Raw genomic sequence first — 12,441 nt, 5'->3', positions numbered from 1 at the left:
ATTATGCGTCCTCCCGATCGCCAGACAGCAGCAGGTAAAGTGCGGCCATCCGCACGGAAACTCCGTTGGTCACTTGTTCACGAACCGTGGATTGGGGTGAATCGGCTGCCGCAGCGGAGATTTCCAGACCCCGGTTCATCGGTCCGGGGTGCATGACAATCGTAGTCGCCTGAAGCTTGCCCAGTCGTCCATCGTCGAGGCCCCAGCGCTTTGAATACTCCCGGCTGTTGGGGAAAAACGCGTCACGCATCCGTTCAGCCTGAATGCGAAGCATCATGATCACATCCGGCTTCCCCTCGATCGCCTCGTCAAGGTCGTAGCCGATGGCGACGGGCCAGCCAGTGGTGTTGACGGGGACGAGGGTTGGTGGTGAAACCAGGGACACGGTCGCGCCGAGTGTCGTGAGCAGCCAGACGTTGCTTCGTGCGACCCGCGAGTGGAGCACGTCGCCGACGAGAGTCACCCGAAGTCCGTCGAGGTCCTTCCCTCGTGACGCTGAACCGTGCACCCGCTTGCGGATTGTGTACGCATCGAGCAAGGCCTGGGTGGGGTGCTCGTGGGTGCCGTCGCCGGCGTTGAGGATACCGGCGTCGATCCAGCCGCTCGTTGCGAGTGTCTGCGGCGCCCCGGAAGCGGGGTGACGAATCACGACGGCGTCCGCGCCCATCGCCTGGAGGGTCTGGGCGGTGTCCTTGAGACTTTCGCCCTTCGAGACGCTTGATCCCTTTGCGCTGAAGTTGATGACATCCGCACTCAAGCGTTTCGCCGCGGCCTCGAATGAGATTCGGGTGCGGGTGGAGTCTTCGAAGAAGAGATTGACGACGGTTTTGCCGCGCAGCGTTGGGAGTTTTTTGACCTCGCGCAGCTGGGTGTCAGCCATGTCTTCGGCGACATCGAGAAGTTCGATCGCTGCGTCGCGGCTGAGGTCTCGCGTGGAAAGCAGGTGACGCATCAGGCCCGCACCTCATCAATAGAGACGAGGTCGGCTCCGTCGAGCTCGACCAGGTGCACGTTGATCCGCTCGGTTTGGGCGCTCGGCAGGTTTTTGCCGACAAAGTCGGGGCGGATCGGCAACTCTCGGTGCCCCCGATCGACGAGCGTTGCGAGGCGCACGGCTCGTGGGCGACCAATGTCACCGATGGCGTCCAGGGCCGCGCGGATCGTCCGGCCCGAGTAGAGCACATCATCGATCAGTACGACGGTCTTGCCGTCGATGCCTGACGCGGGAATGTGTGTCGGCGCCGGGGTTCGTGTCGGGTGTTTCGCGAGGTCGTCGCGATACATGGTGACGTCGAGTGATCCGGCTTCGATCGCCGTGCCAGCGATACCCGAGATGAGGGCAGCGATGCGATCGGCGAGGATGACGCCACGGGTTGGAATGCCCAGGAGAACGAGGTCGTCTGCGCCTCGATTGGACTCAAGGATCTCGTGGGAAATCCGGGTCAACGCTCGGGCGATGTCAGCCTGCTGAAGTACGACGCGCGCACTCATGCCGACTCCCTTCTCCGTCTCTCGGACGGTGTTAAAGGTTGTCAATGATGAGGTCGACTCTATCAGCCGGTGAGTGGACATTTTTGCGAGGTTACGCCGTCAAGCAGTCGTGGTCATGGACGCGCTTCTCGCGGTCGGCGGTTGTGGAGCTTGGCTCGGGACCCAGTTTCAACGGAAGTACGGCTTCCGAAGCAGCCAATCCGGGATCGTGAAGACCGGTGTGCCATTCTCCATGGTGATGGTGAAGATATCGGCATCGACCATATGGTGGTGGAACCAACACAGCAGCACACCGTTGTCCACCGAGGTGGGTCCGCCCTCGCTGTGTCGCACCACGTGGTGTCCCTCGCAGCCGGTCGCGGGTATTTGACAACCCGGCATAGCGCACGTAGGTCCGTCCCTCGCAATCATTGCCATGCGCTGGCCGCGGTGAAACGCCCTCTTGGTCGTCCCGAGTGCAACGACCCCGCCACCCGGGTCGAGGTATGCAGGGACGACGTCGCTGTCGCAGAGTATCTGCTGAACGGCGGAGTACGGGAGCGGGTCGCTTATGCCGACGACGTCTGCTGTGCCGGACCGCCGCTCGAGAACATCGGCGCTCACCCTGACTACGACGGTCGGTGCTGCTCCCGAAACGGTCGGAACCTCAGCCGAACGGGCGAGGGCGTCGATCATCGCGGCGAATACGTCTGCACGCTGCTGCCCTGCGCTGCGAGTGTCGCGGACCTTTCCGGCGCGGCCGGATTCGGTGCGAACCAGCCCACCCTGGCCCGTTCCTGCTAAGCCGACAGGGTCGTCGACGGGTTCATTCGCGCCGAGCATCTCTGCCACTGGAAAGTCGATGGTGTCGTCAGCATTTTCGTCCACGAATCGGGGTTGCGTGCGCGAGCTGAGGATGGCGTCCATCAACGCGTGCAGCTTCGCGCCGACATCGATGGTGACGTGCCCGCCGAACCTGATGAGCCCGTCCTTTGCAGTTCGACTCATCCAGAAGTCGCGATTGTTGAACGCCTTCTCCGCTCGTGGCTCAATCCCCTTTTCGTCCAACCGATCACGCCATGCGCGGGCCTGCATCGCGACAAGGTCAGTCGGCAGCGGGAGGCCATGCTGGTCTGTCGTACCAGCGGCTTGACCAACCAGCGTCTGCTCGGCCACCTCGAGGTGTGCCACGTCCGCCCGAGGGGCGGCCAGGGTGAGCTCTCGAGTGATGACGTCTGCGGTCTCGACACTGATCATCCCGGCGCGGAACGCCTCCGCGACATGTGGGAACAGCGGAGGGAGCGTTTGCCCAACGGTTACCCGTGTGTTCGTTCGGGATCCGACGCGAATGAGTCGGCTGGCTGTCGCCGACGAGACACCGGCCACTTGCTCGATGAGAAACGATGCACGCGGGTAATTCATGCGCGCCGCGAGTCCTTCTCCGCCGAGCACGGCATCGCTGCGGACAGCGACCTCCTGGCTCGCAGCGACGAGAACCGTCTCGACACCTCTCCCGAGCGCAGCAGCCTGGGCAACCACCGACAGGACGGTGTCGGAGGTGAGTCGATCGAGGTGATCCAGATCGAGAGTTTCGAGAACCTCGGACAGATGATGAAGAACATCACCCAGCGCCACGATCTCCGCGTCGTCTGTGACGGGAAGAACAGCAACCGAGGTGTTCATAAGGTCAGTACACCACCCACCACTGACACTGCCGGCTCCGCCTTCGACCGCCCGATGTGGCGGTGCCGGTAGCACTTGTCGAGGTGTTCATGTGTTAAGTGAATCACCAGCCACCGACATCGCTCTCGCGTGCAAAGCCGCCCGCCATCCGCCCGTGTGGGAAGGACTTGCCTGCCTGCAGAGTTACACCACACGTGCCCCTCACGACTCCCTCACTCGGTGACGCCCATGTCAATGTCGCTGGTGATGTCGATGTCGTTGTGATCGGAGCTGGACAAGCCGGGCTCTCCGCCGCATACCATTTGCAACGTCGAGGCTTCGTTGCCGCGAGCGCACAAAAATCTCGAACGGATGCTTACACGTACGTCGTTCTAGACGCCGAGAGCGGTCCGGGCGGTGCGTGGCGTCACCGCTGGAAGAGCCTCGTGATGGCGACGGTGAACGGCATAAGTGACCTGCCCGGTATTCCGAAGCCGGAGGTCGACCCGGCGACCCCAAGCTCTGAATTCCTCACCGACTATTTCGGGGAATACGAGCGTGAGCTCGACCTCGCCATTGTTCGGCCCGTTCGGGTTGCCCGAGTATTCCGTACGAACGACGATCCCCACGGCCGCCTCCAGGTGGAGTCCGACGTCGGGACGTGGTGTGCACGTGCCGTGATCAACGCAACGGGAACTTGGACCCGCCCGTTCTGGCCCCTGTACCCCGGCCAGTCGACGTTTCAGGGCCGGCAACTGCACGTAGCCGACTACGTGTCGGCGAACGAGTTCGCTGGGCAGCATGTGGTCGTGGTCGGCGGTGGAATCTCCGCTGTGCAGTTGCTCGATGAGATCTCAGCCGTGACGACGACGTCGTGGTTCACCCGGCGGGAACCGGTGTGGCGGGATTCCGAGTTCGACAGCAACGCCGGCTCCCACGCCGTTGCCCTCGTCGAGGAGCGCGTGAGGCAGGGCCTTCCCCCGCGGAGCGTCGTGTCCGTCACCGGCCTGATTTGGACACCTGCGCTACGGGCAGCAGCCGCTCGGGGCGCGCTCGACCGTCTGCCGATGTTCACAGCGATCGAGCCGGAAGGTGTACGGCTTGCCAACGGCGGGTTCGCCAGCGCCGATGTCATCCTGTGGGCCACCGGCTTCCGAGCCGCTCTCGACCACCTTGCGCCATTGCACCTGAGGGAGTCCGGTGGCGGCATCGCGATGGACGGCACTGCGGTCCGAAAGGAACCACGCGTTCACCTGGTGGGGTACGGGCCCTCGTCGTCAACGATCGGCGCAAACAGGGCTGGTCGGGCAGCGGTCGCAGCCCTGGTTCGGCGGCTCGATTAGGGCTCGGTCGACCAGACGGGCTGATCAGCCCCCTCCCGAAGCGGGGTCTGGTGCGCGCATACTGGCGAGGATGGCGTACCGACACGGGAGGCGACATGGCGGAAATCATGGTCGCGGTCATGCCGTTCGCCGGACACGTCGCCCCGGTGCTTGCCGTTGTTTCAGAGTTCGTGGCACGTGGCCATACCGTGCGGGTCTATACCGGGGCAGCGTACGCCGATCGTTTCGCTCAAGCCGGTGCCCACGGTGTGCTGTGGAACGATGCCCCCGACTTCGACGAACACGACCTTGCGGCCACGTTTCCGCAGCTGCGAGGGAGGAAAGGTCCGCGGCAGACGCTCGCGAACCTCGAGCATCTGTTCATCCGTACCGGTGCGGCGCAACATCGAGACCTGATGCGAGCGTGGGAGGAGCGACCCTGGCAGCTCCTAGTTGCCGACAGCCTGAGCTGTGGCACCGCGCTCGTGGCCGAAAGCACGCCAGCACCGTGGGCCACCTTCTCTCTGGTCCCTCTGACCACTCCAAGCCCGGACCTTCCCCCGGCTGGCTTGGGCATCCGGCCCGGAGTCGGTCATCTCGGACGGGCTCGCGACGCCGCCCTTCGGGGCGCATTCTCGCTCCTCGGCCGCGGACTGCACAGAGCCTGGAACGAGACGCGCGCATCCGCCGGACTGGTTTCGACAACCACACGGTTCGACAGCGCCTGGGTTTCGCCCACCTTGACCTGCGTCGCGGGTTTGGCGTCACTGGATTTCCCACGTTCCGACCTGCCCGACACCACTCACTACGTCGGGACCGTTCGCACCACCATTCCGACGCTCCCGCGACGTCCTCCGTGGTGGCCTGACGTCGAGTCCGCAACAACGCCGATCGTGCACGTCACCCAGGGGACATTGAACGTCGATCCGAACGACCTCCTGCGCCCGGCGATGATTGGACTCGCGGATGCTCCTGTGCTGGTGGTCGCTGCTACCGGACCCGCCGCCCAGCCGATGGCCGGATTCAAGATCCCATCGAACGCCAGGGTGGCCGGGTTCCTGAACTATGACGAGCTTCTCCCCCGAACGAGCGTAATGATCACCAATGGTGGATGGGGCGGTGTCCTCGCCGCATTGAGCCACGGAATTCCGCTGATCGTGGCGGGTGGCGACATCGATAAGCCGGAAATTGCGGCGAGGATCGCATACAACGGCGTCGGAATCGACCTCAGGACAGGTACACCGACACCCGAGGCAATAGCCGCCGCCTATCGAAAGCTCACCAGCTCTCCGTCGTTCCACGCTGCAGCGGGCCGGGTTGCCGATGAGCTTGCCGCATCGGGAGGCGCTGGGGAGATCGTGGCGAGGTGCGAGGTGTTGATTCGCTGAATGGTCTGCCCACGTCCCAGACGAGAAAACGCCCGCCACCGCGCGAAGCGGTGACGGGCGTTCTTCGAGAACGTGTCCTAGCCGTTGGCTTGGGCGATCTTCCCCAGTAGTCCATTGACGAAACCGGCCGAGTCATCGGTCGATAGCGTCTTCGCTGACTCAACGGCCTCGTCGATCGCGACGGCCGCGGGTACCTCGGAGTTGAACAGAATTTCCCAGACACCGATGCGCAGGATCGCGCGGTCGACAGCGGGCATCCGTGCCAGTGACCAGCCCTGGGCGTAGGTCTCGATCTGCTCGTCGATCTCCTCGGCGTTGTCAGCAATGCCGTCGACGATGTCACGCGCGTACAGCCAGCTGGCTTCACGGTCGGGCTCGCTTGCGGCACGCTTCGCTTCAACGGTGAGCGCGTCGCTCAGCGTCAGGTCGCGGAGGTCGGCTCCATACAGAATGTCGATGGCCCGCTTGCGGGCCTTGCTTCGAGCGCTCACTAGTCGTTGACGCGACCCATGTAGTCACCGGTGCGGGTGTCAACCTTGACCTTGGTGCCCTGCTCGAGGAACAGCGGAACCTGGATCTCGTAGCCGGTCTCAACCGTCGCTGGCTTGGTGCCACCGGTCGAGCGGTCGCCCTGGAGACCAGGTTCGGTGTAGGTGATCTCAAGAACGACGGATGCCGGCAGCTCGACATAAAGCGGGTTGCCGTTGTTGAGGGCAACAGTGACAGCCTGGTTCTCGAGCATGAAGTTCGCGGCGTCACCGACGACGGTGGCCGGAACGGTCAGCTGGTCGTAGTCTGCGGTGTCCATGAAAACAAACGCTTCACCGTCGTTGTACAGGTAGGTGAAGTCGCGTCGGTCGACGTTTTCGATCTCGATCTTCGCACCTGCGTTGTACGTGCGGTCGACGGTCTTGCCTGACACAACGTTCTTCAGCTTGGTGCGCACGAAAGCGCCACCCTTGCCTGGCTTGACGTGCTGGAACTCAATGACGTTCCAGAGCTGGCCGTCGATGTTGAGGACAATTCCGTTCTTGATGTCGGCGGTAGATGCCATGAAGAGGGGGTTCCATTTCAGTGGGAAGACAATGTGGTCCGAGAGGACCGATGGATCAAGTTTACCGCAGGAGCCTGTTCATTCCGGGCGAGCGGCTGTGAGCCGGAGAACTGCATCGAGCGCCAGCAGGTACGAATCGAAACCGAAGCCCGCGATAACGCCGGTGGCCACACCGGAGATGACGCTGTTGTGCCGGAACGTCTCCCGGGCGTGCGGGTTGGAAATATGTACTTCGACCAACGGAATGCCGGCCTTCGTGACGAGAGCAGCGGCATCCCGAAGCGCGTAACTATAGTGAGTAAAAGCGGCAGGATTCAGGATGACGGGCGCCGCGGCATCCGTCGCTTCATAGAGCCAGCCGATCAGCTCGGCCTCATCGTTGGTTTGGCGCAGGTCGATTGACGCTTCGCTCCCCGCTGCGGACTGGAGCATGGCACGGAGGTCGTCGAGGTTCGCGTTGCCGTACACGTCGGGTTCGCGGGAGCCAAGCCTGCCGAGGTTGGGGCCGTTAAGCACCAGGATGCGGGTCATGATTATGAACCTATCTCCTGGTATGCGGCGAACAGCAGGGCCGTCTCGGGGCCCGCAAGCACCGTGGGCTTGGCCAGGTCGTCGAGCACAATGAACCGCAGCATGCCTGCTCGCGCCTTCTTGTCGCGCTGCATGGTTGCGAGGAGGGTGTTCCAGCGGCCGACCGGGTACTCGGTGGGCAGCGAGAGTGAGTCGAGAATGGTGCGGTGCCTGTCGGCGACGGCGTCTGGCAGGCGCCCGGCCAGCCGGGACAGTTCGGCCGCGAACATCATGCCGACCGAGACGGCCGCACCGTGACGCCACTGGTACCGTTCGGCGTGTTCGATGGCGTGGCCGAGGGTGTGCCCGTAGTTGAGGATCTCGCGAACGCCGCCCTCCTTGAAATCGGCACTGACAACGCGAGCCTTGAGCGCGATCGACAGCTCGACGACGCGCCGGAACTCTTCGGTCGACGGGTCCGTTACCCGGTCGACGTCCGCTTCGATGAGGTCGAGGATCTCGGGTTCGGCGATGAAGCCGCACTTCGCGATCTCGGCGAAGCCGGCGAGGATCTCATTCTTGCTCAGGCTGTCGAGCAGGTTGAAGTCGACGATCACGCCGGCCGGCGCGTAGAAGGCGCCGACGAGATTCTTGCCCTCGTTGGTGTTGATGCCTGTCTTGCCACCGATGGCGGCGTCGACCATGCCGGCGACCGTTGTCGGCACCTGAACCAGGCGAACACCGCGGAGGAAAGTGGCGGCCACGAAGCCGGCGAGGTCGGTGGTCGCTCCCCCGCCGAAACCAACGACCGCATCGGTCCGTGTGAAGTCGGCCTGGCCCATGATCTGCCAGCAGAACGCTGCGACCTCGACCCGTTTGCCCGTTTCGGCGTCCGGAATCTCGGCCAGGAGCACCTGGTAGCGGTCGGCGAGCTGCTCGCGCAGCGCCTCTGCCTTCTCGCTGAGCGTCGGCGGGTGTACGAGAAGAACCTTCTGGACGGTGTCGCCAAGTGCGACCGGGATGCGATCCAGGATGCCACGACCGACTTCGACGGTGTAGCCGTCGGTTCCCGTCACCTCAATAGTGGTGATGCCGCGGTCCGTGATGTCGTTTGTCATGCTCGTCCCTTCGCCCAGATGGCTATGTTTGCCGCGATTCTTTCGATTGGTTCGTTCGACGTATCGAACGTTGCAACTGCCAGAGATTCGTAGAGTGTGCGTCGTTCGTCGTAGATCCGCTGCCAGTCGCCCGTGCCGTTCTTCAGCAGCGGGCGCTTCGACGTGTTGATCCGCGCGGCGACCGCTTCAGCCGTGACGGTGAGGAACACAACTGTGGTGTGGGCGAGCGCCCTCTGCGTGTCCTCATGCAGCACCGCTCCTCCGCCGAGCGAAACGACAGCGCGCTCCGACAAAGCCTCAGCGACAGCATCTCTCTCAAGGTCCCGGAACGCTGCCTCGCCCCGCGTTTCGAAGATTTCGGCGATCTGCCCGTGCTCAGCAACCACCATCTTGTCGGTGTCAAGAAAGCGGACATCCAGCGCTTTCGCGACCCGACGACCGATGCGGGTTTTCCCCGCTCCCATCGGTCCGATGAACACCAGCGGGAAAAGCGCTCGAGCGTCGGTCACGCGGGCAGGTCCGAGGTGGACGTGTTCGCCGTGCGAAGCCCGACCGGAATCGACGCGAGGTAGGAGTCCATGTTGCGCCGTGTCTCTTCGAGGGAATCTCCCCCGAACTTCTCCAGAACGCTGTTCGCGAGGACAAGCGCGACCATGGCCTCGGCAACCACGCCGGCGGCCGGGACCGCACAAACGTCTGACCGTTGGTGATGTGCGCCAGCGGCCTCACCCGTTGCGACGTCCACGGTGCGCAGCGAGTGCGGAACGGTGGCGATCGGCTTCATGCCTGCGCGAACGCGGAGCACGGTACCCGTGCTCATGCCACCCTCAGTGCCGCCGGCTTTGTCGCTCGACCGGGCGATTTCGTTGCCGATCTGGAACAGCTCGTCGTGGGCATCGGAGCCGCGGCGCGTCGTCGTGAGGAAGCCGTCGCCGACCTCGACACCCTTGATGGCCTGGATGCCCATGAGCGCCTGCGCGAGCTGGCCGTCGAGACGACGGTCCCAGTGCACGTGCGAGCCGAGTCCGGGTGGAAGACCGTATGCGAGCACCTCGACAACACCGCCGAGCGTGTCACCGTCTTTCTTGGCTGCATCGACCTCGGCGATCATCAGCGCGCTCGTCGCCGCATCAAAACACCGCAGCGGATCTGCGTCGAGCGTGTCGACGTCTGTTGGCGCCGGAATGGCAGAGTTCTCGGGGACTCGGACCGGCCCGATCGACAGTGTGTGGCTGACGAGGGTGATTCCCAGTCCGGCAAGGAAGCCGCGTGCGACAGCACCGAGCGCAACCCGTGCGGCTGTTTCGCGGGCGCTGGCGCGCTCGAGGATCGGGCGTGCCTCGTCGAAGTTGTACTTCTGCATGCCGACGAGGTCAGCGTGACCTGGGCGCGGGCGTGTCAACGGGGCGCTCCGTCCGCGGGACTTCTCGGTTTCCTCGACCGGCTCCGGATTCATCACCTCGACCCACTTCGGCCACTCGGTGTTTCCGATGCGCAGGGCAACGGGGCTGCCGAGGCTGAAGCCGTGGCGCACACCACCCGAAATGTGGAGTTCATCCTGCTCGAACTTCATCCGCGAACCGCGGCCGTAGCCGAGCTTGCGGCGGGCCAGGTCGGCGCGAATGGCACCGAGCGAGACGGGAACGCCGGCGGGTAGACCCTCGACGATTGCAATGAGTTCCGGGCCGTGAGACTCTCCGGCTGTGAGCCAACGAAGCATGGCTCTATCCTTCCACAGCGCTCGACCCCGCTCGGACTGTGTGTCGGTCAGCGAGTGTGCGGGACGCCGTTCTGGTCGAGACCGACCGACGCCAGCATCGCGGACAACACCATCTCTTCGTTGGGCAGTGCCGAAAAGGGATCGTTGGAGACAAAGATTCGCACCTGTACCAGCGCCTGGTGCACCAGCATTGACAGTCCGTTGGCAACTGTGCCACCGGCATCCGTCCAGTCAAGAGCGAGTCGGCTCGGCCATGGGTCGTATGCGACGTCGAGAAGTGCTGAGCGTGACCGCACTCCTGTGGGATATGCGATGGGAGCGATGGCACCGCCTGGCAGTGTGCTGATCACGAGTTCCGGCTCCGGGCGGTCCGGCGCGACTGAGAAGGTGTCGAGAGTGACGGTCAGCCCGGCGCGCCGACCGAGGTCTATGAGAGCCGCTGATTTCTGAGGAGAGCGGGCGAAAACCGAAACCGAAAGAGCGCCGAGCTCAGCAGCCGCGACCACAGCACTTGCCGCGGTCGAGCCATTCCCGAGGATGTGCACGTGCGTTGCCTGGTTGACTCCAACGGCGGCAAGCGCCCGGGTGATTCCGACGACATCAGTGTTGAACCCGAACAGCGCTCGGGTGGGACCGGAGCCCACAACGCGGAGGGTGTTGACAGCTCCGGTGAGCAGAGCCATGGTGTCGCGTGTTCCCGCCAGATCGAACGCGGCACCTTTGAGCGGCATCGTCAGCGACAGACCGCGCCAGCTCGCATCAAGACCAGTCACGATCGCGGCGAGTTCGGGAGCGATGACTTCGCGTGACGAGTACTCCCAGTCCAAATCGAGCATCTCGTAGGCGGTGCGATGCAGCACCGGCGACTTGGAATGCCCGATCGGAGAGCCGAGGACGGCAAGCCGATCGGTCATCAGCAGCCCTTGTCCGGGTTCTCTGCGCACCATGTTTTGAGCAGCTGGACGGCCGCTTCATGCTCCTCGACTGTGTTGGTGAAGACGGTTTCTCCTGTGTCCAGGTTGACGGTGACGAAGAACAGCCAGGAGCCTTCCGCCGGCACCATGGCCGCGGCGATCGCCGTGTCGCCAGGGCTCGCGATCGGCCCAACCGGCAAACCGGTGCGCTGGTAGGTGTTCCAGGGGTTGTCCGACTCGAGGGCTGCCTGCGTCGACCAGACTGAATCGGTTTTGGTGGTGTCCCCGTATTGCGCTGTCGAGTCCATCTCGAGTTTCATGTTCACGGCCAGGCGGTTCTGGATGACCCGGCTGACCTTATAGAAGTCGTCCGGAATGCGCGCCTCGCGTTCGATCACAGACGCGATGGTGAGGATGCGTTCACGGTCTTCGACAGGCACAGCCGCCGCGTCGAGCGCTGTCACCGTTCGATCGACGAGCACCTGGATGATCTCCTGGGCCGACAAATCGGGATCGAACGTGTAGAGCGCGGGGAACAGCCAGCCCTCGATCGAGGGAGCTGTCGGGGTGATCCCGTAGATCGTCGGGTCGACGACGGCGGCTTCGAACTCGGCAACCGGGATGTCGGTCCCCGCTGACAGTTCGGCGAAAATGTCAGCGCCCTTCATACCCTCACGAACCAGAACTGTTCGCTCCACCTTGCTCTCGGGGTCGAGCAGCGCGGTGAGCGCCCCCTTGGCTGTCATTTCCTTCTTCAGCGAATAGACGCCGGGATGGAAGACGGGTTCGGGGGTTTCATCCAGAAGGGCCTCAAGGAAAGCATCGACCGTCTTCGTGACGCCGCGGGTCTTGAGGGTTCGCGCAATATCCTGCCCGGTGTCACCAGACGCAATGGAGACGAGGACTTCGCCACTGCCGGGACCCTCGTAGTCGATGGGCTCTTCCCAGCCCATCACGCTCCGGATCTGCGGCTCAAATGTGTTCCACACATAGAGGCCGCCGCCAGCGATGCCAGCCAGCAGAACCAAAGTAACGATCGACGCGATCAGGCCCCGATGCCTCCCCTTCTCCCGGCGCGGGTATGCCGACTCTCGCGACGAAGCAGCACGGCGAGACGACCGTGTCGACGCCGCAGCGGCGCGCTCGGCTTGTTCTCGCGCCTCGCGGCGAGATGTGGGAGCCGACGCGGACGATGGCGGCGTTGCTGGCGCGTTGGGCTCTTCGCGTTTCGACGACAGGATTGCGTCGAAAGAATCGTCGCCTTGGGGTGGCTCGGGGGTCAC

At 63.8% G+C, this 12,441-nt stretch carries 13 protein-coding genes; 2 read left to right on the top strand and 11 right to left on the bottom strand.

Annotated features, from left to right (window positions below):
* Window position 1 precedes the first annotated feature (1 nt).
* From D9V28_RS04620 to D9V28_RS04610, 3 genes are all read right to left on the bottom strand, one after another.
* Window positions 2-952, bottom strand: a complete 951-nt coding sequence (locus tag D9V28_RS04620) for an aspartate carbamoyltransferase catalytic subunit (RefSeq protein WP_121658480.1) — start codon at window positions 950-952, stop codon at window positions 2-4.
* The gene (gene pyrR, locus D9V28_RS04615; protein WP_121658479.1) at window positions 952-1,491 is read right to left on the bottom strand and encodes a bifunctional pyr operon transcriptional regulator/uracil phosphoribosyltransferase PyrR; all 540 of its coding nucleotides are present in this window, start codon (window positions 1,489-1,491) and stop codon (window positions 952-954) included. The genes D9V28_RS04620 and pyrR overlap by 1 nt, the downstream gene beginning before the upstream one ends.
* A gap of 168 nt (window positions 1,492-1,659) precedes the next feature.
* The gene (locus tag D9V28_RS04610) at window positions 1,660-3,153 is read right to left on the bottom strand and encodes an HNH endonuclease signature motif containing protein (protein ID WP_121658478.1); all 1,494 of its coding nucleotides are present in this window, start codon (window positions 3,151-3,153) and stop codon (window positions 1,660-1,662) included.
* A 194-nt stretch (window positions 3,154-3,347) separates the two neighbouring features.
* On the opposite strand from D9V28_RS04610, the gene D9V28_RS04605 reads away from it, so the two are divergent.
* Together D9V28_RS04605 and D9V28_RS04600 are read left to right on the top strand one after the other, a co-directional pair.
* Window positions 3,348-4,475 carry an NAD(P)-binding domain-containing protein gene (locus tag D9V28_RS04605; protein ID WP_121658477.1) on the top strand — a complete coding sequence of 376 codons (1,128 nt, stop codon included), beginning with the start codon at window positions 3,348-3,350 and terminating at the stop codon, window positions 4,473-4,475.
* Between the two features lie 95 nt (window positions 4,476-4,570).
* On the top strand, window positions 4,571-5,842 hold the full coding sequence (locus D9V28_RS04600) for a glycosyltransferase (RefSeq protein WP_121658476.1): 1,272 nt from the start codon (window positions 4,571-4,573) through the stop codon (window positions 5,840-5,842).
* Window positions 5,843-5,919: 77 nt separating this feature from the next.
* Here the strand turns inward: D9V28_RS04600 and nusB are convergent, their stop codons facing one another.
* The 8 genes from nusB to mltG form a co-directional block, all read right to left on the bottom strand.
* Window positions 5,920-6,333: a transcription antitermination factor NusB gene (gene nusB / locus D9V28_RS04595; RefSeq protein WP_121658475.1), complete on the bottom strand. Its 414-nt coding sequence runs from the start codon at window positions 6,331-6,333 to the stop codon at window positions 5,920-5,922.
* The gene (gene efp, locus D9V28_RS04590) at window positions 6,333-6,896 is read right to left on the bottom strand and encodes an elongation factor P (protein ID WP_121658474.1); all 564 of its coding nucleotides are present in this window, start codon (window positions 6,894-6,896) and stop codon (window positions 6,333-6,335) included. The genes nusB and efp overlap by 1 nt, the downstream gene beginning before the upstream one ends.
* Window positions 6,897-6,974: 78 nt before the next feature.
* On the bottom strand, window positions 6,975-7,427 hold the full coding sequence (gene aroQ, locus D9V28_RS04585) for a type II 3-dehydroquinate dehydratase (protein ID WP_121658473.1): 453 nt from the start codon (window positions 7,425-7,427) through the stop codon (window positions 6,975-6,977).
* Window positions 7,428-7,429: 2 nt separating this feature from the next.
* Entirely contained in the window at window positions 7,430-8,524 is a 1,095-nt protein-coding gene (gene aroB, locus D9V28_RS04580; RefSeq protein ID WP_121658472.1) for a 3-dehydroquinate synthase, read from the bottom strand.
* A complete protein-coding gene (locus D9V28_RS04575; RefSeq protein WP_308472400.1) occupies window positions 8,521-9,033 on the bottom strand; it encodes a shikimate kinase in 513 nt (170 codons plus the stop codon). The genes aroB and D9V28_RS04575 overlap by 4 nt, the downstream gene beginning before the upstream one ends.
* On the bottom strand, window positions 9,030-10,244 hold the full coding sequence (aroC, locus tag D9V28_RS04570; protein ID WP_121658471.1) for a chorismate synthase: 1,215 nt from the start codon (window positions 10,242-10,244) through the stop codon (window positions 9,030-9,032). Before aroC ends, D9V28_RS04575 begins: the two co-directional genes overlap by 4 nt.
* 47 nt (window positions 10,245-10,291) lie before the next feature.
* A complete protein-coding gene (locus tag D9V28_RS04565) occupies window positions 10,292-11,158 on the bottom strand; it encodes a shikimate dehydrogenase family protein (RefSeq protein WP_121658470.1) in 867 nt (288 codons plus the stop codon).
* Complete coding sequence (gene mltG, locus D9V28_RS04560; protein ID WP_121658469.1) at window positions 11,158-12,441, bottom strand: endolytic transglycosylase MltG; 1,284 nt, start codon at window positions 12,439-12,441, stop codon at window positions 11,158-11,160. The genes D9V28_RS04565 and mltG overlap by 1 nt, the downstream gene beginning before the upstream one ends.

Origin of the sequence: Mycetocola zhadangensis (genome assembly GCF_003668565.1) — a bacterium.
In the GTDB taxonomy this organism is placed as follows: domain Bacteria; phylum Actinomycetota; class Actinomycetes; order Actinomycetales; family Microbacteriaceae; genus Mycetocola_A; species Mycetocola_A zhadangensis.
Note: the sequence above shows the minus strand (reverse complement) of the source record. Positions and strands in the feature narration are given on the sequence as shown.